This window comes from Paraburkholderia sp. TE9906 (assembly GCF_056279605.1).
In genome coordinates this window covers 1-24028 of record NZ_JBWCCT010000002.1, presented here as the reverse complement: position 1 = coordinate 24028, position 24028 = coordinate 1, and the positions used below count along the sequence as shown (strand labels likewise).

The following is a 24028-nucleotide window of genomic DNA, read 5'->3' as shown; positions in this document are numbered from 1 at the left end:
CTACTCCGTAGTCTTGACCTTACAAGAAAAAGCGACGGTCCCGTCGACCCTCGCCTTGGCTGCGCGCATTGCCTCGTCGAAGCTCATTTCCGTCGCCACGTGCCGGTGGTCGACCGACACCAGCCAGGCCCCATGGGCCAGACACCATCTGATGCGCGAGTCCTGCACCATCAACGAGAACCATCGCCACAAGCTGGCGTCTTCCGCATTCGCGGTTGCGACTCCCTGCAGGCGGCCGATGTCGACCGGATTTGCACGGCTTTTCCAGCCAGTGGAAACCGGCGCGTTCATGAACTCGCGTCCAACTCGTGAAGAAGCGAAGGAACGCAATCGAACAGATCACCGACGAGGCCGTAGTCGGCGACGCTGAAAATCGGCGCCTCTTCGTCCATGTTGATCGCGACGATCACCTTCGAGTCTTTCATCCCGGCCAGATGCTGGATCGCGCCGGAGATGCCGACGGCGATATACAACTGCGGCGCGACGATCTTGCCGGTCTGGCCGACCTGGTAGTCGTTCGGTGCATAGCCCGCATCGACGGCCGCACGCGACGCGCCTATCGCCGCGCCGAGTTTGTCGGCCAGCGGTTCGAGCACGCTGCGGTAGTTGTCGCCGCTGCCCAGACCTCGCCCACCCGACACGATGATGTTCGCCGACGTCAATTCCGGCCGATCGAGTTTCGTCACTTCGCGGCTCACGAATTTCGACGTTCCCGTATCGGCCGGGGCCGCAATCTCTTCGATCGACGCACTGCCGCCTTCCGGCGAGGCCGGATCGAAGGCCGTGGTGCGGACCGTGACCACCTTGACCGGATCGCCCGATTCCACCTGTGCGATCACATTGCCCGCGTAGATCGGCCGCTCGAATGTGTTGCCGGCCATGACGGCAATGATGTCGCTGATCTGCGCAACGTCGAGCCGCGCCGCAATGCGTGGCGCGATGTTCTTGCCGTAGGCGGTTGCCGGCGCAAGGATGTGCGAATAGCCGCTCGCAACGCCGAGCACCGTGGCTTCGATGTTCTCCGCGAGACCGTCGGCCAATGCCGGCGAATCCGCGAGCAGTACTTTGGCGACACCGGCGACTTTCGCGGCGGCTTCCGCCGCGGCCTTGGCTCCGTGTCCTGCGACCAGCACGTGCACCGCCTGATTCGTGAATGTCGCAACGATCGCGGCAGCCGCGATCGTGTTGAGCGTTGCCGCTTTCAGCGACGCGTTATCGTGTTCGGCAATGACCAGAATCGACATGTGATCTTTCTCCGCATATCCGTGCATCAAAGCACTTTCGCTTCGGTTTTCAGCTTTTCGACGAGTGCCCTGACGTCCGCCACCTTCACGCCAGCCGCGCGTTTCGGCGGCTCGCTGAGCTTCAAGGTCTTCAGACGCGGCGTCACGTCGACGCCCAGATCGCCGGGTTTGACGGTCTCCAGCGGCTTTTTCTTTGCCTTCATGATGTTCGGCAGCGTCACGTAGCGTGGCTCGTTCAGACGTAGATCCGTCGTCACGACGGCCGGCAGTGTCAGCGCCAGCGTTTCGGTGCCGCCGTCCACTTCGCGCGAAACGGTCGCGTTGCCGTTCGCTACGACGAGCTTCGAAGCAAACGTCGCTTGCGGCAAACCCACTAACGCGGCGAGCATCTGGCCCGTCTGGTTCGAATCGTCGTCGATCGCCTGCTTGCCCAGAATGACCAGCGAAGGCTGTTCCCTGTCGACCACCGCCTTGAGCAGTTTTGCGACTGCCAGCGGCTGCAGTTCTTCGTTCGACTCGATCAGGATCGCGCGGTCCGCGCCGATCGCCAGCGCCGTGCGCAGCGTTTCCTGACATTGGGCGACGCCCGCCGACACCGCGATCACCTCTGTCGCCACGCCGGCCTCGCGCAGGCGCACCGCTTCCTCGACGCCGATTTCGTCGAATGGATTCATCGACATCTTCACGTTCGCGAGGTCGACGCCCGTCTGGTCCCGCTTCACGCTGACCTTCACGTTCGCGTCCACCGATCGTTTAACCGCAACCAACACCTTCACATCGCTCTCCTTCACAGACCGCATTTGCCCGGCGAATCACCCTTCAATCTGGATGTCGCGACCGTCAATTACCTATTCCCCAAAAGCGCTCATAGTTCGGCGCTCTCTTCTGATTGAACGCGGCGAGCCCTTCCTGCCACTCTTCTTTCGGAACGTCGAGTGGCGATTCGACGACGCGGCGCCAGTCGATCGACGTGTGCGCGAGCAGGTTGAGCTTCGCTGCCTTGAGAGCACCCGGCGGTACCGACTCGACGACTTTTCCGGCAAGCAACAACGCTTCGTCGAGAAGCTGGTCAGCCGGCAACACACGATTGACGAGGCCGATGGCCACCGCCTCGTCCGCGGGCACGCGCCGGCGCGTCAATATCAGCTCGGATGCACGGCGCAGGCCAATCACACGAGATAGCAACGCGAGCCCGGTATTCGGAATCACGCCGTGACCCAGTTCGGGCATGCAGAACCATGCGGAGTCGGCCGCCACGACGAGATCGCATGCAAGCGTGAGCTCCATCCCACCGCCCACCGCGGCGCCATGAACAACGGCTATCACGGGCCTGTCGAATTGCGCGATACGTTTGAACATCACCGCGGGATCTTCATCGGGCGCCGGACTTTCCATCCATCCGTCGCGCAGGTCGTCGATATTGGCGCCCGCGCAAAAGGTCGGCCCCTGTGCGGCGATCACGACCGCGCGCATCCCGTCGGTCAATGCGGTGTCCAACGCACGCGACAATCCGCGGACGATTTCCCGCGACAGCGCATTGCGGCGACCGGGGTCATTGAGTGTCAGCAGCGCAATGTCGCCACGCCGCTCATAAACAACTTTATTGCCATTCATGCGAAAGACTCCTTTCCACTGCTGGTCAGAAGATAAGAGCGCAATTCCGGTGTAACAGGATGCGGACGTCCGGTCTCGCCATGCACCAGCACGCAGACGGCCTCCGCTTTCGCGCGACAGCGATCGTCCCCGTCCACGAACAACCCCTGTCGTACCTTGAACGATGTCCTTCCTACTTCTACGACCGTGGTTCCGACACACACACGTCCGGGAAAATGCACCTCCTCGTCGAACTCGATCAACAGTCTGACGACCGCGAGGTTCGCGCCGTCCATCAGCGCGCGAATCGACGGCGGCGCAACGATCTCCATGCGCGCGGCTTCGAAAAAAGTCGCGATAACGGCGTTGTTGACGTGTCTGAACTGATCGGTGTCGGCGTTCCTCAGCTTCTCTTCCGTCCAGAAGCGAAACTCAGCGCACTGCGCAGCCGCGTGTGACGTCGACGACATCCGTTCCGATTCGAAGGCATTCATACTTGCTCTCCTGTTACTCCTTCGGGATCAGATGCGCGCTGGCTTCGTGTTCAGTACGCAAATAAAGCGCGGTCGCGAACGGTTGACGCATTTCTTCGAGGATGTGCCCGACGAGCCCAACCGAGCGCGCGGCAACCGCCAGCCCACGGCAGATCTGCCAGGGAATCTTCATTTCCGATGCAACCGCGGCCATCGCACCGGTCACGTTCACCGGCAAAGGACGGTTCAGTTGCGACTCGGCTTCTTTGCCGATCGCGTTCATCAGGCGAATGTAAGGGCCCGCATAGCCGGTCTCCTCGGCAACCTTGAACAGGGCCGGCGCGCGCGGATCGATCGGCTTATGAAACGGATGCCCGATGCCCGGCAGGATCTCCTTGCGCGCGCGGTAGTCATTGACGATTTCACGGGCGAGCACGTTGATGTCCGGCACATTCGTTGGATCGGGAAGCGACGCCTGCAACAGCCGCGCGGCGTTGTCCAGCGATCCGACGAAGACCGAACCCAACCCCAGCAAGCCTGCCGCGACCGCTGCTTGGACCGCTTCGGGCGCGCCGGCATAAGTCATACGCGTAGCCAGCGACGAAGGCGTAATGCCGTGCTCGACCAGAATGACCATCATCGCGTTGAACATGCGCAACTCGCGCTCTTCAGGCAATCGGGCAAACAGTTGCAGAAACGCCATTTGCCCGAAGTCGAGTTTGCCAACGATGTCCTCGCACAGGTCCAGACCGTGAACGACGACCTTCGTCGGTGTCGCCCACGCGATGTCGGAGCGAATTTCAGCTTGCTTCATGATGGATTTCTCGCGTTGTGGATGAGTGTTGAGCAACGCCAAGACATTGCGCGGCCATGTCACGCAGCACGCTCTTCAGGATCTTCACGCCATTGGGGCCATCCTGCTGCGGAAAAGACTCGACTGCCAGAATGCGGCGCGGAATCTTGAAACCGGCAATCCCCTGCTTGCACCAGGCGAGCAGTTCCTGCTCGGTTGCAGGGTTGCTGGAATTGCGGACGAAGGCAACCGCCGCGTCCCCCTCGCCGTCGATATGAACGCCGACGACCTGCACTGCCTGAACGCCCGGATGTTGTGCGAGAAAGTTCTCGATCTCGACCGGATCGACCAGATAACCGCGCAAACGCAGGCTGTCCCCGATCCGCGCCGAGTAGCAGAACGCGGCGCCATCGGCGTAGGCGAGATCGCCCGTTCTGAACCAGCCGTCAGGTGTCAGCGCTTCGGCGGTCGCGGCGGGATTGTTCAGATAGCCCGCCATCACGTTATAGCCGCGAAGCTGCAGTTCGCCCTGCTGTCGGTCCAGCAACGGCGCACCGGTGACGGGATCGACGATCCGAAACGAAATCTCGGCAGAAATCGGCGTACCGCCGGGTAGGCCTCTTTGCTGTGCATCGCCGTCACGATCGCCGATGGCGGTCATTGCAAGACATTCGGACATCCCATAGAGGCCCGTCAAGCGCACGCCCCACGCCGACCATGCCTGCGCGATCACGCTTTGACCGAGGCTCGCATACTCGGCAAACGCGCCGCGACGCCATGTGGCCAACGAGTAATCCCCGGCATTCAACACCATGTCCATCATCGCGTCCGAGCCGAAGAAATGCGTGACGCGATGACGCTCGATAGCTTCGGCAGCGGCTTGCGCCTTGAACACAGGCAACAGCACGCAGGCACCGCCTGACGCGAGCGCCGCGATCGCCTGCACGAATCCGAGCACGCCGTACAGAGGCAACGCGCAAAGCACCACGTCGCCGGTGTTCATGTCGTTGAAGCGGGCAGCATTGCGTGCATGGCGGGCAATGCCGCCCGCCGTATGAACCGCTAGCTTGGGCCGGCCGGTCGTGCCGGATGTCGTGAAGGTGCACAACAGATCGGTGTCGCGTCCTTCCCACTTCGAATACGGCTCATAGGCATCCCATTCGAATGCATCGAATTGGCTCACTTCTACGACGTGCTGCAATACATCGCTCGACGCCTGGATCTCACGGGCCGCGCCTGCATAGTCGAAATCCAGAAAGCGCTGCGGCACGAGCAGGACTCGCGCTTGCGCGGTATCGACGACGTGTTGGGCTTCCTGCTGTTTGAAGCGCGTACTCACCGGCACCATCAGCACGCCGAGCTGTGCCGCCGCGAAGAGCAGTTGCAGCCACACGCCGCCGTCCGGCAACCAGACGGCGATGGTGTCGCCCCGCCTTACTCCCAACTCAGACAGAAACGAAGCGGCTCGTCGCGACGCGATCCGCAACTCACCGCGGCTCATCGTTCTTTCGCCGTGATACACGGCGACCAGATCGGCGTCGCCCGATTCGAGCAGATCAAATGCCATGACGTCCTCCAGACACGGCAAACGCGGCTCGTGCGATCTGGATTCGCTGCATTTCCGACGTGCCTTCGCCGATACGGAATGCGCGTGCATCGCGATAGAAGCGTTCGATCGGCAGTTCGGTCATGTAACCCATGCCGCCGAAGATCTGCAGCACGCGATCCGTTACGCGGCATCCCATCTCGCTCGCATAGAGCTTCGCACGGCATGCCGCGACGTGAGCCTGCGGATCTTCCTGCTCGATCATTTCCGCGGCCGTGCGGATCAACATTCGCGCCGCCTCGATCTCCACGTCGTTATCGGCGACCATGAACTGGATGCCCTGGTGCTGCGACAGATTCGCGCCGAATGCCTTGCGTTCGAGCGCATACTCGCAGGCCATGGCCTGCGCGCGCGACGAAAGACCGAGCGAGCGGCTGGCCGACAGCAACCGGTCCTGATTGATCGATTGCATCATTCCGAGAAAGCCGGCGTTGATCTCACCCAGCAGATCATCGTCGGGAACGAAACAGTTTTCGAGGGTGAAACCGTTTAGGTGATAACCGCGCCATCCCATCTTCCGGTACCGCGTCATGCCCACTACACCGGGATTGCCGCGCCGGACTATAAAGGTGGTCAGCTTGTTCTTCAACGCAGCGGACGGCTCAGTGACCGCGAGCACGATGATGTAGTCGGCAGTCTCGGCGTGCGAAATGAAATGCTTGCTGCCGTTGAGTACCCATCCGCCCGCCACTTTTTCCGCCCGGGTGCGAAGCCCGCTGAGATCCGATCCGGCGTTTGGCTCCGTCAACGCATAGGTGACGATCTTCTTTCCGGACAGGATGTCTGGTAGGAGCTCGGTTCGTTGACTTTCATTGGTCTGTGTCAGTTGCAGCGGAAGATGACCGAAGACCTCGCTCAGCGGCACCGACGTATGCGTGAGCTCCTCCAGAATCGCCACTTTTGCAGCCGCCGACAGCCCCGGTCCGCCGATGCTCTCGGGAAGATTGAAGCCGTACAGACCGAGCGCGGCAACTTCCGAACGCAGTTGCGCCAGCAATTGCGTGCTTACATCGTCATCTGTTTCAATTTGCTGCTCTAGCGGCACGAGCCGGTTGCGCACGAAACGGCGCGCGGTTTCCCGGATCATGGACACTTCGCTGTCGATCTGAGTCATGGTCATTCTCACTTCCGAAAACGATTTCGATAAATTATGTTTGCACAGCAACGGTTAGTGGTCAAGCACAAACACAGGGTGGGGTGAAACGATTTCGATTTTCCGGGCGACGGAAAAATTCACGACACTGGACGAATCATTTCGAATCTCTCGCCGATCCCGGCGTAATCACCGCGGTAGCCGGCCCGCATGATCGGTTGCGCGGCATACGTGTCGAACAGACCGTCCTTCAGATACGCCTTCTGAATATGCACGCCGACCACCTGGCCGAGCACGAGCCAGTTGTCCGTCGGTTGGCCGTGCAGATCGTGCAGTTGAGAAATCTGCAGCAACCGGCATTCGAGTGCCGTCGGCGATTCGCCGACACGCGGCACCGCTACGTTGCGTCCCGCGACCGGTGTAACGCCCGCCAGCAGAAACTCGTCGACATCGGGAGCAACAGTGGCCGACGTCCGGTTCATCTGCTCGGCAAGCGGACGCGTCGCCAGATTCCACACAAATTCGCGCGTTTGCTCGACATTGCGGAGACTGTCTTTGCGGCCTTCACTGCAAAACCCGATGATCGGCGGGAATGCCGCGAATGCACCGAAAAAGCTGTACGGAGCGAGATTCGGCTGACCGCTCGACGAACATGTGGATATCCAACCAATCAGGCGCGGAGCGACGATCGCCTTGAACGGATCGTGGGGCAAACCATGTCCTGCGGCGGGATCATAGAATTCGACCTCCGCATCGGAATCAACGACATCGATTCCTGAATTACGACTCATGCGTATCTCCAATATGTCTGAACGTGCGCAAAAGCAAGGTGACCAAAACGAGTGTCTAGGTGCGCGGGAAAGATCGACGCTTCCATCTGCGTAGAGGCGTTGCCGACTCCAACATATCCGCCTGATCGTACGAATCGTCGATCGGCACAATATTCGACAGATCGCGTCCGCGCGTTTCCGGCAGGAATGCCAGCGCGAGCAGCGCACAGAAGTAGCCGATAAAGCAGAACAGCGCGATCGATCCGATCAGCCCCAGGTGTTCAGCCCCAAGGCCGACCAGCGCGACACTCAGTGCGCCAAGCGACTTGCCGACGTTGTATGAGAAGCCCATGCAGGTCGTGCGGATCTGCGTCGGGAAAAGCTCCGACAACATCGGGCCAATGCCAGCGAATGCGCCATTGATACCCATCCCCACGGGCAGTCCTAGTACCGCGAATAACCACGGGTTCATCGGCACCAGCAGATAACAGCCGGTCACGAGGGCGGAGAACAGACAGAAGCCAATCGCGGTGAAGCGGCGGCCCAGTGAGTCGTTGATATAAGCGAAGCCCACCTGTCCGATGAACGAGCCGATACTCATCATCGTCACCATCATCGCGACCGACGACGGCGGCAAATGGCGGATCTGGACCAGCATCGTCGGCAACCAGATCATGACCGCATAGCTGCTGCCTTGAAGCCCGGTAACCAGCAACGCGGCAAGAAGGCTCGAACGCCGGACGTCTTTGCGAAACGACGAGCGCCAGCTTGCTACCGTCCTGCTGCCGGTCGCTTCTTTCATCTCGCGGAATATTTCAGGCTCCGGAATATATCGGCGGATGGCCAACACGATCAGCGCCGGAATAACACCGACCCAGAACGCTGATCTCCATGCGAGCCATGAAGGCAGGTACGCGAGAAGCAAACCGGTGACAACCGCGGCAAGCGCCCACCCTACCGAGAATCCGCTCTGAACCAGACCGAGCGCTTTGCCTCGATGCGCGGGGTTGATCACCTCCGCCATCAGCGCGGCGCCGACGGCCCATTCCGCGCCGAAGCCCAAACCTTGCAGCGCTCGCACGACCAGTAGCTGATGATACGAACTGGTCAGCCCGCCGATGACGCTGAACGCGGTGAACCAGATGATCGACCAAGTCAAAACGCGCACGCGCCCGTGGCGATCGCTTAGAATTCCGGATACCCATCCCCCAAACGCCGCGGCAAGCAAAGACGAAGTGGCGATCAAGCCCGCCTCCGTCTTGGAGAAGTGCCACGCCGCCATCAGGACCGGCAAAAGAAATGCCAGAACCTGATTGTCGAACGTATCCAGACTCCAACCGCAAAAGCATCCCCAGAACGTTCGCCGTTCCACCGGCGTCGCCGCCCGATACCAGTCAAACATTTGCATTTCGATCTCCTCTTTGCTCCAGACGGTCCGCGTATGCAGTGCCGTGTTCCTGTTTGCCGATTGGGCCACGCCGATAATCCGGCCGACTGTCCTTCTCGACCCGGCGCGCTATTTATCTGATTGGTCTCTAGCGCGCGTCATTGCTCAACGCAATTGCACTGATTTCCACCTGTGCGCCGTAGTGGAGACGCCCACACGGCACGACCGTTCGCGCGGGCGCCGGGTCGCCGATGAATTCCCGGTAAAGCTCGTTCACGCGCGGCCAGACTTCTATGTCGGAAACGAACACCTGCACGCTCAGCAGCTTGCTTAGGTCGCTTCCCGCCGCTACCAGTACTTCTCGCACGTTTGAAAGTGCCTGAAGAACCTGCGCGTCGAGACCTTCGACGAGCGTGAAGTTGGCGCCGGCCGTCAGTGGCAGTTGGCCCGAAACGAATACCAACCCGTTTGCTTTGGTCGCTTGTGCGTAGTGCCCGCGCGGCAACGGCGCCTTATCAGTCACGATGTGTTCTATCAAAACGCTCACCATCAAGAGGAAATAGCGGTTAATCACAAATCACCGCCAGTAAGCGAAGGCTTACGTTGCATTCATCTGCGGCCGTCGCGCGTCCGCAATTCCAGTTCCGTCTTTCGATCGCACGAGCCCGCTCGTCAGCAAAACTGATGTACGCCCGTTCGGGCCAATCAGCGGCCGCAGCTCGTTGGTACAGCTTTGGCGATGGAGCGAAAACGATTTCGATTAAAAGATAGCAGCCGGCTCGGCAAAATACAAGCGTTGAAAAAATCTTACGAAATCGATTTCCGTCTGCATTGGAAAGTCCGGAACTTCGCCAGAGCCGTCTCGTGCAAGGCTTGTTAGCCGCATGGCAGCACTGTCGCAGGCCCACTTTGACATAACGGTTGTGCGTGTAAACACTGATTTCTGCCATTACGAACCATCCGAGCGCGGGAAGGCGCGGCCGGCGTCATAGCTGGCGAGAGTACGCGTCAAAGTTGCTGCTGTTCGTCTGTCGCGTAGAATGGCAAAATCGTTTTCGATAGACCTCACTCACTCAGATCCAGAGAATGTGAAATGAACATCCAGGAATTTGCGGCCATGCTTAAGCTGTCCATCAGCACGGTGTCGAAGGCACTGAACGGCCGCGACGACGTCAGCCCGGCGACCCGTAAGCGCGTACTCGAAGCGGCTGAGCTGCACGGTTTTTCTCCGGATCCGTCCGCGCGCCGCTTGCGCAGGCAAACGGCCGATACCATCGCCTTCGTCGTGTCGCCTCCGCAAACGTCGTTCGCTCACCCGTTCTTTTTGGACATGCTGATGGGGGTGAACGATGCGATGGACAACAGCGGCTATCAGGTCATCGTCGCGTCAGCACGAAGTGTGGAAACGGAAATGGACGTCTTCAAGCGTCTGATAGAGCGCCAGCGCGTCGACGCACTGCTGTTCGGTCGCACGCGCCGGCAGGACGAGCGCATTGCCTATCTTCTCGACCAGGATATCCCGTTCGTCGCTTTTGGCAGAAGCGAAACGTCCAACGATTTTCCTTACGTCGATATCGATCATCACGTCGTAGGCCGCGCAGGGTGTGCACGATTCATTTCATTGGGGCATCGGCGCATAGCACTCGTTCATGCGCCGGAGTACCTGATGTTTAGTCACCTCGAACGGGGGGGATATGTTGAAGCGTTGCGGGCTGCAGGGATCAAATACGACAAAACGCTCTGCATCGAGGCGGCGATATCCGAAGAAGGCGGAGCGGACGCCGCACGCCGGTTGCTGGCGCTCCCCGACCCGCCGACGGCCATCGTCTGTGGGCACGATCTGATAGCACTAGGCGTAATGCGGGGGATTTCGGAAACAGGCAAAGCGCCGGGTCGTGACATCGGTGTAATCGGTGGAGACGATCATCCAATCGGGCGCTATGTGCAGCCCGCGCTGACCACTTTTTCCGCGGAGACGCATCGCGCAGGGAAGCGGATGGCGGAAATGCTGCTCGAGCGGTTCGCCGGCAGGTCACCGCACGATCTGCAGGAGGTTTGGGCTCCGGAACTGATCATTCGCGCGTCAGACGGTCCTCACCGCATCCCCAATCCGGCTGAAAGCAACGCCAGTCCACCCAAACGGTCACGCACGCTTCGGCGGTGAGGTCCGCGCCCTGTGCTGCATGAGAACCCTTCCTGTCAGGAACGCATCGATCTGTCGCTCGAAATCTGGTCGGTCGTAGTTGACGAGCGCCATCCGCCATAGACCTTGCAAGCGGGAGGTAATGACCGATGCCGTGATTTGCAGGTCCAGCGGTTGCGGTAGCAAGGCTTGATACCAGTACGCGACGAGGCGATCAGGGGAATCGCCGAAACCTGCGACCAGGAATATCCGATTTTCCCATGTGCCACCGACTCGTGGACGACGAGTTCATTCGTGCGCCGGCGATCACCGTCTTGAAATTCTAAAGATCGACTGCTATCGTTCCGTTCGAAATCGTTTTCGTTATCATGTACGTCCGAGTGTGCCCTGCGAAACGGGAACCTCACCGCTCGCTTAAGTTGTGAGCCGGAGCAGTGAAGGTATTCGCTAAATTGGGTCGGGGCGCGACCTCCCACAACTCTCGGTGAAGCGTGGCCATTGCTCGACCTAAGTCCTCAGTGACCACGCCGTATGACCGTTTCCTCGGAAAAACACTGAATATGTTCTCTTCTATTCGCGCGCGCGTCGTGGCTATGTGCGTCGCTATTGTCGTGGTTTCGCTCGCAGCCAACACAGTTCTCAACTACCTCGTCGCCAGCGCATACAACGTCGATGCGATCGACAATAGCCTAAACGCCATCGCGGACGGTCACGCGGACGGCATAGGCGGTTGGATCGCGATGCATGGCCAAATGATCAACTCGCTTCAAGACGCCGTGCTCCTGCCAGACCCTTCGGCTGTGTTGAAGCAGATCGGCGCGGCCGGCAAGTTCACCAGCGTGTATGTCGGTTACCCAAACAAGACTGCGATGTTTTCCCCCCCCACTCTCCTGCCGGCCGATTACGATCCGACCCGCCGCCCATGGTATAAGCGGGCAACAACAGCAAACAAGCTGGTGGTCACGCGGCCTTACGTTGAAGCCGGCACAGGAAAGCTCGTGGTCGCCTTTGCCACGCCGGTGATACGCGATGGTGTGGTAAAGGCTGTAGTGGCGGGAGACGTAGAGATGGACACCGTAATTGCCAACGTCAGGGCGATCCACCCGACGCGCTCGAGCTTTGGGATGCTTATAGACACGAGTGGCCATATCGTCGCGCATCCGGACGTCAGACTGACACTCAAACCGGTGTCGGATATTGCACCGGCTCTTACCAGTGAGAAACTGACGGCGTTGTTACGCGCAGATCGTCCGGTCGAATTCGACTTCAGCGGTCGCGCCAAGCTGTTGCGTGCGCAGGCGATTGCTGGTACTGACTGGTACGTGATCGTCGCGCTCGATAAATCGGAGGCAACGGCCGGCATGCGTTCGCTGCTTATCGCGTCGGTGATAGCGCTCATCGTGATCGTAGCCATTGCCGCGGCGGTGGCTACGACTGTCACCGCGGTATCGTTTCAGCGTCTATCGAAAGTACGGGATGCGATGGACGCGATCGGGTCGGGCGAAGGCGATCTAACGCAACGTTTGCCCGCCGTCGGTAATGATGAAGTAACGCAGATCGCGTGCTCATTCAATACTTTCATCGAGAGACTCGGTCACGTCATGCTCCAGATTCGCGATGCCAGCGAATCCGTGCGTGTGGCCAGCAACGAAATCGCGGCCGGCAACGGCGATCTGTCGATTCGCACGGAATCCGCCGCAGCGAACCTGCAGCAGACCGCGGCCTCGATGGAACAAATCACCTCGACTGTGACGCAATCGGCAAACGCAGCCAAGCAGGCAGATGCTACTGTGATGTCCGCCTCGGAGGTCGCCTCGCGCGGTGGCGTGGTGATCTCCGAGGCAATTGCGTCGATGGGGCAGATCGAACAGGCCTCCGTCAAGATTTCAGACATCATTGGCGTGATCGACGGCATCGCCTTCCAGACCAATATCCTAGCGCTGAACGCTGCGGTGGAAGCTGCGCGCGCCGGCGAATTCGGCCGCGGGTTCGCTGTAGTAGCGGGCGAGGTACGCAACCTTGCGCAACGCAGCGCGGAAGCAGCGAAGGAAATTAAGACACTGATCGAAACGACAGTGGCAAGTGTGATCTCCGGTTCGCGCCAAGTGCGTCAGGCCGGCAAGACAATGACTGAGATCGTTAGCAATGTCGCCAACGTGACGATTATCATTTCCGAAATCACCAGAGCGGCCAATGAACAGACCGGCGGGATCCAGGAGGTGAATCGGGCTGTTAGCCAGCTTGACGAAATGGTTCAGCAGAACGCAGCCTTGGTCGAGGAATCCGCGGCTGCTGCGGCATCGTTGCAGATCCAGGCGGCGAGTCTCGCAAGCGCAGTGATGCGATTCAAACTGGACTAAGGAGGCGCGGAACAATGGACCCAAACAGAGGTCCTTCCATACGCAGTCGCATCGTTGGATCGGAGCCACGTGTTGATCGAGGAATATTTGCGGCTCGGGGGGGGCGTACCGCCGAATTGCGATGCGCGTCTCACACTTCAACGTTGCGCTAGCGACACTCATGCGCACGGGCTGGGTCGTGACGCTTCCTCGCGGCGTCGCCGACATTTTCAACGACGCAGGTCAGTTTGCGGTTTGTCCGCCGCCCATCGATCTACCGCATTTCGAATCGACCATTCACTGGCATGAGCTTTATTAGTCGTACGAGGGCGAACAATGGTTTCGAAAATTGTTACTGGAGACGTTGAGGCGATGAGTCAAGTGCTCGCCGCATAATGTCGAAGACTCAAAGCTGCCAGTCTCAAGCAGGTGGCTCGGTACCATCAAGGAGCGCAAGAGCATAACGACGACTTCAGCCGGTAAGCAGCGGCGGGCTCGTCCATCGGCGAAAGCATTCTCTGGCTTCGTCCGACATTGCGCAGGACAAAGGCGCCTTAGCCCGCCTCCTTATCGTAAATAGTCGATACTTCAACTCGCGCCTCTCTCCTCGCTCCTCGCTCAATGAAACGACGGATAGATCTGCGACTCCATGCGCACGTCCGCTTCACCTCTGGCTTCTGCCGTTCGAACGGCTCGGAGTTGGAAAGACCGATTGTCTCTTCCTAGCCGATTGGGTGAGGTCGCCACCGGCCGGTTTGGGGCTTTCAGGTCTTCAAGATCAAGGTTAAGACTAAGCATCCGGTTAGGAGGAAGTTGTCTGAGCGGGTTGGGCCGGAGGCGCCTCTCGCCTTCGGCGCTTGCCGGTCGCGACCGCATGACATCGGCGGGAGGCGCTCGGTCCGTCGCCACCATCAGGAGTTGAAGGCGGCCACGGCTTCCCAGCGACTTTCACGACATTGCCCCTCCCGTTTGTGCTCGAGAGGGCGAGTCTGCACACCATTAATTAGAAAGAGAGACGAAAGGCAAGCCGCTTGCAGGACTCGAACGATCTGGCGCGAAAACGAAAGGAAAATCAAGCCAGCCCCGAGTTGCAACTTCATAACTTGCGCTAGAATACCTGTATATTTATACAGTATTCGGGGCGATCGTGAGCCGAACTACCGCAGCCGCACAGCAGCTACGAACCACAGACGAAAGGGCACGTTCCATCGATGCTGCGCTGGAAGCAACTATGTATTCTGACTCGGGGGGAATAACGCTATGGCGCGGGGCACAGCTCGCGCGTGCCCACGGCAGGACGGTCGATACGGGCTACGCGGCCCTGTCGGCGGAGCTGCCCGGCGGTGGGTGGCCATTGGGCGCACTGGTGGAACTGCTGGTCCAGCAACCAGGGATTGGCGAGATGCGGCTTCTGAAGCCGGCGCTCGCCGAGCTGAGCGCGCGGCCGATTGCGCTGCTGCAACCGCCGCATGTCCCCAATTCGCTGGCGTTCAGCTATCTCGGCGTACCGGTGGAACGTCTTATGAGATTGCGCGCGCCGAAGACGGCAGATGCGCTCTGGTGTGCGGAGCGCGTGTTGCAGGCGGCGAGCTGTGGTGCACTCATCCTATGGCAGCAGCACATCCGGACCGACGCGCTACGGCGATTACACCTCGCGGCGCAGGCGTCGGAAACGTTGCTTGTGCTCATCCGGCCGCTGGCCAGCGCGCAGGACGCCTCGCCTGCCGTGCTGCGGCTGGGAGTCAGACCGGCTGACGGAGGCCTCGTCGTCGACGTCGTCAAGCGACGGGGCCCAATACGAAGCGAAATGCTGTCCATTACCCTGCAACCGTCACCGATTCTGCTCAGCCCCTATGGCCGTGTTCGTCGCCATCTTCCTTCCCCGGCTTTCGCTGGAGGTGTTCCGTCCGAGGTGGTCGCCTCGCACTGAGCACGGGTGCGTCGTGCTCGAGCGCGACAAGGTTGTAGTGGTGGATACGATGGCGCGGGAAGCCGGTGTGCTGCCCGGCATGAAACGGGGCGGAGTGACGACACTTTTGCCCGATGCGTTGATGTACGACCGGAGCGTCGAGCGCGAGCGCGAGATGCAACGCGAGGTCGCGTTCGGTTTGCTGCCTTTCTCGCCGCAGGTCGCGGTCTGCGACGAGGAAACCATCGTCATGGATGTCACGGCCAGCCTGCGCCTCTTCGGTGGCATCCGCCGCGTCTGCGAATTGATGCACGACGTGGTGAAGTCCATCGGCGTGACGGTACGCATGAGCGTCGCCCCAACTGGCCAAGGCGCGTGGCTGCTCGCAAAGCGCGGCCGCTGCCGCGTGCTCAAGATGCCGTCTCTTGAGCGCAACCTGAACGTGTTGCCGTTCACGGTCGTGCAAGAACTGCGTCCGTTCGCGGACTGGTTCCAGGGACTTGGCTGCCGGGTGTTGGGTGACGTCCGCCGCTTGCCGCGCGCCGGGCTGAAGAAGCGCTGCGGTGCAGGCTTACTCGATGCGCTCGACCGCGCCTACGGCCTTTCGCCAGAGCTGTATCAATGGCTCGAGATGCCACCGACCTTCAGCGCGCGCACCGAGCTCCCTGACCGTGTCGAGCATGCCGAAGCCATCCTGTTTTCGGCGAAGCGCCTCATCGTCCAGATGTGTGGCTGGTTGAGCGCTCAGCAACTCGCGCTCACTCACGCCACCGTGTCGCTCGAACATGAGCGTGGCCGCGAAGCCGTCGAGCCAACCACCCTCGAAGTCGCGCTCGCAGAACCGACATGGCACGAGGAGCATCTCGTCCGCTTGCTGAAGGAGCGCCTTGGTCGCATCGAACTCCCAGCCGCCGTCCTCGCAGTGCGCCTGACCGCATCCCGCGTGCAGCCCGCAGAGCCGCCAAGCGATTCGCTTTTCCCCGACCCGGGTGGTTCAGCCGAAGACCACAACCGTCTCATCGAGTTGCTGGTCGCGCGGCTCGGCTCCGAGAACGTGGAGCGCGCGGCGCCAACATCCGACCATAGACCGGAGATGGCGAACCGCTGGGTGCCCATCCAGAACGACGCGAAGACGCAGGCGCTGCCCGTTGAACTACCTCGACCGACCTGGCTGCTTGAGGAACCCATCAAGCTCATGATGAAGAATCATCGACCGTTTTATGGTTCGCCGCTCAGGCTCGTCTCGATGGGCGAACGCATTGAGGCGGGATGGCATGACAGTGAAGCAGTCACACGCGACTACTACGTCGCTGAAGCTGCCGACAAAAGCTGCTACTGGATTTTTCGCGAACGGCCCGTCGTGAAAACCGAGGAAGTCCGCTGGTTCCTACACGGCCTGTTCGGCTGAGCGGATAGGACGGCGCGCTCGTGGACTTTCCATCGTCAATGCTTCCAGATTATGCGGAGCTTTTCGCATTCACCAACTTCACGTTTCTCCATGGCGCGTCGCACGGGGAAGAGCTGGTGCAACGTGCATCCCGGCTTGGATACTCGGGGCTTGCGATAACCGACGAGTGTTCGCTCGCCGGCGTCGTGCGCGCCCATGTCGAGGCGAAGAAAGAGAAGCTGCCGCTGGTCATCGGTTCGTACTTCCAGCTCGTGAATGCGGACCGGACGCCGGCATTCGGCCTCATCCTGCTGGCACAGAATCGCGACGGCTATGGCAACCTCTCCGAGTTCATTACGCTGGGACGCACGCGCGCAGCGAAGGGTGAATATCTGCTCACGCCGCACGACATCTCGAAACCCGAGAAAGGCTATACACATCTCCGCGGCATGCCGAACTGCCTTGCCATACTGGTGCCGGGCTTCCCCGTGAAAGAGCACACGCTCGCCGTCCAGCTCGAATGGATGAACGATGTATTCTCAGGCCGAGCATGGGTCGGACTCACCATGCACCAGCGCGCGATGGACGACATCCACCGCGGCATCGTCGAACATGTGGCTGACCAGTATCGGGTGCCGGTGGTGGCGACAGGAAGTGTCGTCATGCACGTCCGCTCGCGCAAGCCGCTGCAGGACACGATGACGGCAATTAGGCTTCGGAAGACCGTTGCTGAATGCGGCTATGACCTCGCGCCCAATGCCGAAGGGCATCTGCGCTCGCGGTTTAGGCTGGGCAACCTCTATCCAACTCGCGCGCTCTACGAGACGCTCAACATTCTCGAGCGGTGCCATTTCTCACTCGACGAGCTTCGGTACGAATATCCGGATGAGCTTGTGCCAGAGGGCTTCACCCACGAAGCGTATCTGCGGCAGGAGACGTACATCGGCGCGCACCGGCGCTATCCCAATGGCATTCCGCACAACGTGCAGGAGCAGATTGAGCATGAGCTGCAGCTTATCCGCGAACTGGACTACGAGGCGTACTTCCTCACGGTCTACGACATCGTGCGTTTCGCGCGTAGCCAGCACATCCTGTGTCAGGGGCGTGGGTCCGCTGCAAACAGTGCGGTCTGCTATTGCCTTGGGGTGACGGAAGTGGACCCCGCGCGCGGCAACATGCTGTTCGAGCGCTTCATCAGCAAGGAACGCGGCGAACCGCCCGACATAGACGTGGACTTCGAGCACCAGCGTCGCGAGGAAGTCATCCAGTACATCTACCGGAAGTATGGGCGTGACCGCGCTGCGATTGCCGCGGCAGTATCGACGTACCGACCGCGCGGCGCGCTGCGTGAAAGCGGGAAGGCGCTCGGCGTTGACCCGCAGATTGTGGACAAGGTCGCGAAGTCGCATCAGTGGTTTGACCACTCGGCCGACCTGCTCCAGCGTTTCGCGGAATCGGGACTCGACCCGGAGAATCCGCTCATCGGCCTCTGGGCAAAGCTGGCCGCGCAGATTCTCAACTTCCCGCGCCATCTGTCGCAGCACTCCGGTGGCTTCGTCATCAGCCGCGGCAAACTCACGCGCCTGGTGCCCGTCGAGAATGCGGCGATGGCGGACCGCTCCGCAATCCAGTGGGACAAGGACGACCTCGAAGCGCTCGGGCTACTGAAAATCGACGTACTCGCGCTCGGAATGCTGTCAGCAATCCGGCGCACGCTCGACATCGTGTCGGAGCAACGCGGCGAGCGCTTCGAGATGCAGGACATACCGGCTGAAGACGCGGCGACCTATGAAATGATTTCGCGCGCCGACACGGTGGGCGTGTTCCAGATTGAGTCACGCGCCCAGATGAGCATGTTGCCCCGGATGAAGCCGCGCGAGTTCTACGACCTTGTCATCGAGGTCGCCATCGTGCGGCCCGGCCCGATTCAGGGCGGCGCCGTTCATCCGTACCTGCGTCGTCGTCAAGGGCTGGAACCGGTGACGTACCCGAGCGAAGCGCTAGAGGTCGCGCTCGGCCGGACGCTGGGCGTGCCCATCTTCCAGGAGCAGGTGATGCAGGTCGCCATCCTGGCTGCCGGCTTTACGCCGGGTGAAGCGGACCAGCTGCGCCGCGCGATGGCCGCCTGGAAGCGCAAGGGCGGCCTCGACAAATACTACGACCGCATCGTCAACGGGATGATGGAGGGCGGTTACGAGAAGGACTTTGCCGAATCCATCTTCCAGCAGATTCATGGCTTCGGCGAATACGGCTTTCCCGAAAGTCACGCGGCAAGCTTCGCTTTGCTGGTGTACGCGAGCAGTTGGCTCAAGTGCCATGAGCCGGAGGCGTTTCTTGCCGCGATGCTGAACAGCATGCCGCTCGGCTTTTACTCTGCGTCGCAGCTCATTCAGGATGCTCAGCGTCACGGCGTTAAGGTGCTGCCGGCGGACGTCACCATCAGCGGCTGGGATTCTGTCCTCGAATGTCACGAACCCAAATCGCGGCCGGCAGTACGCCTTGGCATGTCGCTGCTGAAGGGCATGAAAGACGGGGCCGCGGAACGCATTGAAGCCGCGAGAGCCGTGAGGCAGCTCGCTAGCGTCAGTGACCTCGCCAAACGTGCGCAGCTCGACCGGAAAGACCTTCAGGTGCTCGCGGCAGCGAACTCGCTGTCATCGCTCGCCGGCAACCGGCGCGAAGCGCTTTGGGCGTCGGTCGCCGCGGTGCCCGACCGCGACCTCCTTGCCGATGCACGCGTGGATGATGAGACGCCGGTGCTCGGCGCGCCGTCGGAAGGGGAAGACATCGTCGCTGACTACAACTCGATGAGCCTTACGCTCGGTCGCCATCCGCTCTCGCTGCTGCGGCCGGCGCTGCTCGAACAACGGCTCGTGCCGGCGGCGACGCTGATGACCTACCGCAATGGCCGGCTCGCTCGAGGCTGTGGACTGGTCACGGTCCGTCAGCGCCCAGGGACGGCGAAGGGCGTGATGTTCGTCACCATCGAGGACGAGACGGGGAACGTGAATGTCATCATCTGGCCGTCAATCCAAGAGCGGTTCCGGCAGGAGACGTTGGGCGCATCCCTACTCGCGGTGTACGGCACATGGCAGTGCGAGGGCGAAGTCCGCCACCTTGTCGCCCAACGGCTCGTCGACTTATCGCACCTGCTCGGCGGCCTAACGGCCATCAGTCGCAACTTTTGCTGAACACGAAGCCACGCGGCAACCAGAAAGACCGAGGTTGCCGCGGGAGCTAACTTCGCGCATGCGACACGAACAGCTGGTCTCCTGATTACCTCGAACCTACGAGCTATGCGAACCGTCGGCCGATTCCCGCGGCATCTGGAACATCCCGGAATCGGCGAGTTCCTCCCCGATGTAGGAACTCAACCTGATGGCTTCATCAATTTCGGGAGGAACGTCGTCGCCTTTGACTCGGTAATTGGCAAGCTTCCAGGATTGATTAGGCATGGTCGTCGTGAACTGCTCAATCGCAACCCGCTTATCGCGCTGGCGAAACGGATTGCTAAAGCTTACGCTGAACGCCTTGCCCAAGTCCCAGTGGTCAGCGAGTCGGTCCTTCTCTCGATAGTTATAGTGACGGTGATAGAGGTTCGTTAGCAGAACAACATCCACCCTGTTGTAGTCAGCCACCGGATGGTACGAGTCCTTTGTGAGAAGACCCTGCCGACCGAACATGTAGCCAACCCACTTTTGCAAATCGCTGGGACCGTCACCGCAAACTGCAAGCACATTCAGTGTATCGTCATGAGTCGAGTCGGCGAACTTTCCGTGGGCAGATATAAGAAAGTCTTTGAGCTTGTTGTCCATGTGAGGCTGCTTACGCAACGGCTGCGCGTTCGGGGCGTGCGACAACGCTTTCTGGAGGTCCTCATACACCTGCTCAAGTTCCGGGTGGCGCCCCCATACCCCGAGTTGATAGCCCTCGGTTTGGTCTAATTCGTTCTTTTTCGAATAGTCTGCGCACTTCACCTCGACATTGAACCTGAGGCCACGCGATTCGAAGGAGCAGTCGACGTCCTTCGGTGCGGTTACGACAGGTTCATACTGAAATTTGGTCGGAAATTTACTCGCGAAGTATCCACAGATAGACAGCTCACAAGCAGCTTGTAGATATTGAACCTCATTGAGCACGGCTTTATTCAGCTGAAGCTTTTGCCTCAAATTCGTCAATTGCTTTGGCGTGAGGAACGGCGCCAGCTTCTCATAGACCGCGTGCATGCCGGCCGTGTATGGATTGGATTCACCAGGCTCGGATGCCAGGTAGGGGTTGAGGATAAGGTCCTGCTGCATGAGAACGGAGCACCAAATGGGGGATAGTCATTTTACGAACTCTCCGTAACACTTGGGGGCGTCACACGCTGGCTTGCCGTCCATAATCGTTCACACTCGACCTCGCCGTTTGCACGACAGCGAAGCGGAGCGTTGCCATGGAGTGCAGCAGACATCATCGACGTCCGTCCTCCGGCCACCCAAGGCCAGCCCTTCCGAAATTTTTTGCAGGCAAATCTCCGTCGCTCGTAACCAGATTTTCGACCACTTCCTCCCAATGCGAAGTCATCCCCTCCGGCACGGTATACATACCGCTGGCCGTTCCGCGGACCAGGCGCGTGACTGGTCGGACATCAACGGCAGCGGTCACGGGATAGCCGGTACTGTGGGATAGCCTTGAGATACCGGACAGGGTGGCGAAGTTAGCGCCTTGAGGCGAACGGCTGACGGGCGACGCTGGCTCCGAGGGGCATCTCACGATACTCGGAACGTGTCTGAAGGCCGTGCATAGGATAAGGAGAGGCTCAACTTCACCGAGGGGCATTCTCGAAAAACTGGTTCTATACGAGAGAAAAGTGCTCAAACCCACGCAGATGAAGCGAGGGGTTCACCCTCGTTCCGCGGTGAGACCGTGCGACTCGTCGGTCACCAACGTCAGCGGTTGGCCGAAACCTTGGGTCGAGTCACCAGTTTCCGCGTCATAGCGGGGGGAGTGGGATTTGCAATCCGTGATTTTTTCGACGTCGTCTGCTGAAATCGAACCGGTAACACTTGGAACCCGCTCTCCGCGAAGTCGCGGAGGCAACAGAGGACACGACTATGAAACACGACAAGAATCACCGCCCTATTGCCTGCGACACTTGCCCGCAGGACGACCCAACGATGTTCGATGCGCACGTGACCGACGAAACACTGGCCGCGTACCAATGCGACCACATCGACGAAATGCTTGACGTCGACATTCGTAACAGCGGCCATGTCGATGGACACTGCCTGGAGTGCAACGGGCCGGACGATGGCGATTGCGGCGACGGCGAAGACTTCCGCGACCCGGTGTAGCCGACAGAAAGCTGGGCCGCGAATCGCGGTCCGGCCTTAAAGAACGAAATTAGGAAAGCACGATGACAACGGCGGAACAACGAGATAGCGACTGGCGTACGGTAAAACCCAAGACGGCAGCAATTCTGTCTATTTCACAACCGCAGGCTGCCGAAATCCTGCGTGCGGCGCCGCGCGACGACATTGCCGTTCTCGCACGGGCGTTCAAGGCGCCGGCGAACCGCGTACATAACAAATGGATGTTGTGGCTTCTGGCTGGACTGCCGACCGAACGGTGGGGTACGAGCCCCGAGGGTGAGCGCTATATCGTTCCGCAGGGCGACGAGTCTATGCGCTTTCTGACACAAATCGGCTCAGATGCCGACATCGGGTCGGAGGGGCATACGTTTTTGGAAGCCAGACGGCTGCTTGTAGATGCGCTTGACGACGAATTCAGCCCGTATCACAGTATGACGAGGTGGTTGCCGCCGGCTTCGTTTTCCACTAACACGCAGTTGCCGCTGAACGGAGATTGCGAATTCGGTGCTGCCCTCGCGTGGCTAGAAACGTGGCAGGACGGGCGAACGTTAGATTGCAGCTATGCCAAACATGTCGCAGCCGGATGGTCGGTCCATATGACCACTCCTGTCGAGATTACTCGAGCATGTTCGTTTGAAGTGCTGTCGCAAATGAAACGGCAGGTCAGTGAATGGTGTGCGGACTCATCTTTGGTGGGCACGCTGCCCCCGAGTCTTCCTGCACGAATTGCCGCCAACCAAGCCGTCAACCGTGCGCTGTTTGAGTGGTGCCGTAAAGACAAGCTCGGACGCGAGGCCGCGGTGGTGAGCTTTGAATTTCTAAGCCAGTTTAATGCACACGGATTCGATTTCGTACCGGCGGTCATAGAGGACTGGGCTGACAACAGGGAGGGTCAAAAGGCCGGGCTCGTTGATTTGCTGTCCCACTTCTTCGGGTCCAGCGGGCGGTTTATTGATGGCAACTTGTTCGACCTGCCTATGACGCAGGAAAACATTGAGCTAGCAGCGGAGTGGAGCTTCGCATTGCGTGACCACTACGTACCAGGTCGAGGAGGTGGGGAGAAGCGCAACGCACACAAGGTGCATGGAAATGCGGAACACCTCGCCATCTTTGCTTTCGCGATTGTCAGCACGTTCTACGTTACGGGGAGCTGGGAAGGTGAGTCAGAGCACCGGCGCGTCCGAACCTTAAGGGAGCTTCCGGGAAGCCGCAGCAATCGGACGTATGCCGTATTTCCGTGGGCAGGAAGTGGAACTGATGTGGACACGTCAGTTCGCGCTCACGCAGGTGAGCTTATCGGACAAATCTACAGTCAGATGTATTTCGGTAACTTGCGTGCAGGTGAAGCACGGGCATACGCATCGCTCCAGAGCATACGCAAAGCGCATCAGCAGCAGTTGCTTGAGTTCGCGGTGAAAAATCGCAGCTCGCAGGAGTTGATGAACCTGTTTTCGCACGTGATGAAACGGGGAGGAGAAGAGAACCCACAATCAGAAAGCGTCGTCGTCGACGTCTGACTACACACAATGAAGGTCGAATCCTAGAGAACAGCTCATGCTCGGTGCGAGCGTACGGAAAGGCCACACAGGATATAGCGTGGCGGTTGACGTTGGCACGGCGGCGCACCTCCATTTTCTGACTATCTTAGGCCGAGCGGTGTGCCTCCAGTTTGATTGAGGTCTGGGCCGACGGCCTGTCGGAGGAAGCCCCAGAAAGCACCATCGAGCGGCAGCCCTTTCGCCTGTTCGATGCGATGAGGCAGTGCGCAGGGAGAAGACGTCGGAAGCGATACAGTTCTATCGTGCGTCGGAACGTGTCAACGATGGGCGGCAACATGGCGTGGGCGGATTCAACCGGTGGATGCAATAGTTTGCTGGAATCGCTCAGCTGGCGTTTCGTAGTCCAGCGTCTTTCTGGGACGCTCGTTCAATCGCCTG

General features: G+C 59.9%; 19 protein-coding genes. 7 read left to right on the top strand and 12 right to left on the bottom strand.

Annotation, left to right across the window (positions count from 1 at the left end; all coding sequences use genetic code 11):
• From ACZ9H4_RS04010 to ACZ9H4_RS03960, 11 genes are all read right to left on the bottom strand, one after another.
• Entirely contained in the window at window positions 1-291 is a 291-nt protein-coding gene (locus ACZ9H4_RS04010) for a hypothetical protein (protein ID WP_476118296.1), read from the bottom strand.
• Window positions 288-1244, bottom strand: a complete 957-nt coding sequence (locus tag ACZ9H4_RS04005; RefSeq protein WP_476118295.1) for an electron transfer flavoprotein subunit alpha/FixB family protein — start codon at window positions 1242-1244, stop codon at window positions 288-290. The genes ACZ9H4_RS04010 and ACZ9H4_RS04005 overlap by 4 nt, the downstream gene beginning before the upstream one ends.
• Window positions 1245-1270: 26 nt before the next feature.
• Complete coding sequence (locus ACZ9H4_RS04000; RefSeq protein WP_476118294.1) at window positions 1271-2020, bottom strand: electron transfer flavoprotein subunit beta/FixA family protein; 750 nt, start codon at window positions 2018-2020, stop codon at window positions 1271-1273.
• 64 nt (window positions 2021-2084) lie between these two features.
• Window positions 2085-2858 (bottom strand): enoyl-CoA hydratase/isomerase family protein, encoded by a 774-nt coding sequence (locus ACZ9H4_RS03995; RefSeq protein ID WP_110406245.1) that lies wholly within the window; start codon window positions 2856-2858, stop codon window positions 2085-2087.
• The gene (locus tag ACZ9H4_RS03990; RefSeq protein WP_476118293.1) at window positions 2855-3331 is read right to left on the bottom strand and encodes an acyl-CoA thioesterase; all 477 of its coding nucleotides are present in this window, start codon (window positions 3329-3331) and stop codon (window positions 2855-2857) included. Before ACZ9H4_RS03990 ends, ACZ9H4_RS03995 begins: the two co-directional genes overlap by 4 nt.
• A 13-nt stretch (window positions 3332-3344) precedes the next feature.
• On the bottom strand, window positions 3345-4124 hold the full coding sequence (locus tag ACZ9H4_RS03985; RefSeq protein ID WP_476118292.1) for a citryl-CoA lyase: 780 nt from the start codon (window positions 4122-4124) through the stop codon (window positions 3345-3347).
• Window positions 4111-5670 carry an AMP-binding protein gene (locus tag ACZ9H4_RS03980; protein WP_476118291.1) on the bottom strand — a complete coding sequence of 520 codons (1560 nt, stop codon included), beginning with the start codon at window positions 5668-5670 and terminating at the stop codon, window positions 4111-4113. The genes ACZ9H4_RS03985 and ACZ9H4_RS03980 overlap by 14 nt, the downstream gene beginning before the upstream one ends.
• Window positions 5660-6829 (bottom strand): acyl-CoA dehydrogenase family protein, encoded by a 1170-nt coding sequence (locus ACZ9H4_RS03975; RefSeq protein WP_476118290.1) that lies wholly within the window; start codon window positions 6827-6829, stop codon window positions 5660-5662. Before ACZ9H4_RS03975 ends, ACZ9H4_RS03980 begins: the two co-directional genes overlap by 11 nt.
• Window positions 6830-6942: 113 nt before the next feature.
• Window positions 6943-7593 (bottom strand): flavin reductase family protein, encoded by a 651-nt coding sequence (locus ACZ9H4_RS03970; protein WP_476118289.1) that lies wholly within the window; start codon window positions 7591-7593, stop codon window positions 6943-6945.
• Between the two features lie 55 nt (window positions 7594-7648).
• Complete coding sequence (locus ACZ9H4_RS03965) at window positions 7649-9049, bottom strand: MFS transporter (protein ID WP_476118288.1); 1401 nt, start codon at window positions 9047-9049, stop codon at window positions 7649-7651.
• A 58-nt stretch (window positions 9050-9107) separates the two neighbouring features.
• Entirely contained in the window at window positions 9108-9533 is a 426-nt protein-coding gene (locus ACZ9H4_RS03960) for a RidA family protein (protein ID WP_476118287.1), read from the bottom strand.
• Between the two features lie 519 nt (window positions 9534-10052).
• On the opposite strand from ACZ9H4_RS03960, the gene ACZ9H4_RS03955 reads away from it, so the two are divergent.
• The 5 genes from ACZ9H4_RS03955 (at window position 10053) to ACZ9H4_RS03935 (ending at window position 19928) form a co-directional block, all read left to right on the top strand.
• The gene (locus tag ACZ9H4_RS03955; RefSeq protein ID WP_110406240.1) at window positions 10053-11123 is read left to right on the top strand and encodes a LacI family DNA-binding transcriptional regulator; all 1071 of its coding nucleotides are present in this window, start codon (window positions 10053-10055) and stop codon (window positions 11121-11123) included.
• A 539-nt stretch (window positions 11124-11662) separates the two neighbouring features.
• Window positions 11663-13462 carry a methyl-accepting chemotaxis protein gene (locus ACZ9H4_RS03950; protein WP_110406239.1) on the top strand — a complete coding sequence of 600 codons (1800 nt, stop codon included), beginning with the start codon at window positions 11663-11665 and terminating at the stop codon, window positions 13460-13462.
• Window positions 13463-14672: 1210 nt separating this feature from the next.
• Window positions 14673-15371, top strand: a complete 699-nt coding sequence (gene imuA, locus ACZ9H4_RS03945) for a translesion DNA synthesis-associated protein ImuA (RefSeq protein ID WP_476118286.1) — start codon at window positions 14673-14675, stop codon at window positions 15369-15371.
• On the top strand, window positions 15295-16758 hold the full coding sequence (locus ACZ9H4_RS03940; RefSeq protein WP_476118285.1) for a Y-family DNA polymerase: 1464 nt from the start codon (window positions 15295-15297) through the stop codon (window positions 16756-16758). The genes imuA and ACZ9H4_RS03940 overlap by 77 nt, the downstream gene beginning before the upstream one ends.
• A 38-nt stretch (window positions 16759-16796) precedes the next feature.
• On the top strand, window positions 16797-19928 hold the full coding sequence (locus ACZ9H4_RS03935) for an error-prone DNA polymerase (RefSeq protein WP_476118643.1): 3132 nt from the start codon (window positions 16797-16799) through the stop codon (window positions 19926-19928).
• A 96-nt stretch (window positions 19929-20024) separates the two neighbouring features.
• Here ACZ9H4_RS03935 and ACZ9H4_RS03930 read toward each other — a convergent pair whose 3' ends face one another.
• Window positions 20025-21035, bottom strand: coding sequence for a hypothetical protein (locus ACZ9H4_RS03930; protein ID WP_476118284.1), 1011 nt, complete (start codon window positions 21033-21035; stop codon window positions 20025-20027).
• 798 nt (window positions 21036-21833) lie between these two features.
• Here ACZ9H4_RS03930 and ACZ9H4_RS03925 point away from each other — a divergent pair.
• Complete coding sequence (locus ACZ9H4_RS03925; protein WP_476118283.1) at window positions 21834-22073, top strand: hypothetical protein; 240 nt, start codon at window positions 21834-21836, stop codon at window positions 22071-22073.
• A 62-nt stretch (window positions 22074-22135) separates the two neighbouring features.
• Window positions 22136-23608: a hypothetical protein gene (locus tag ACZ9H4_RS03920; RefSeq protein ID WP_476118282.1), complete on the top strand. Its 1473-nt coding sequence runs from the start codon at window positions 22136-22138 to the stop codon at window positions 23606-23608.
• Window positions 23609-24028: the final 420 nt, after the last annotated feature.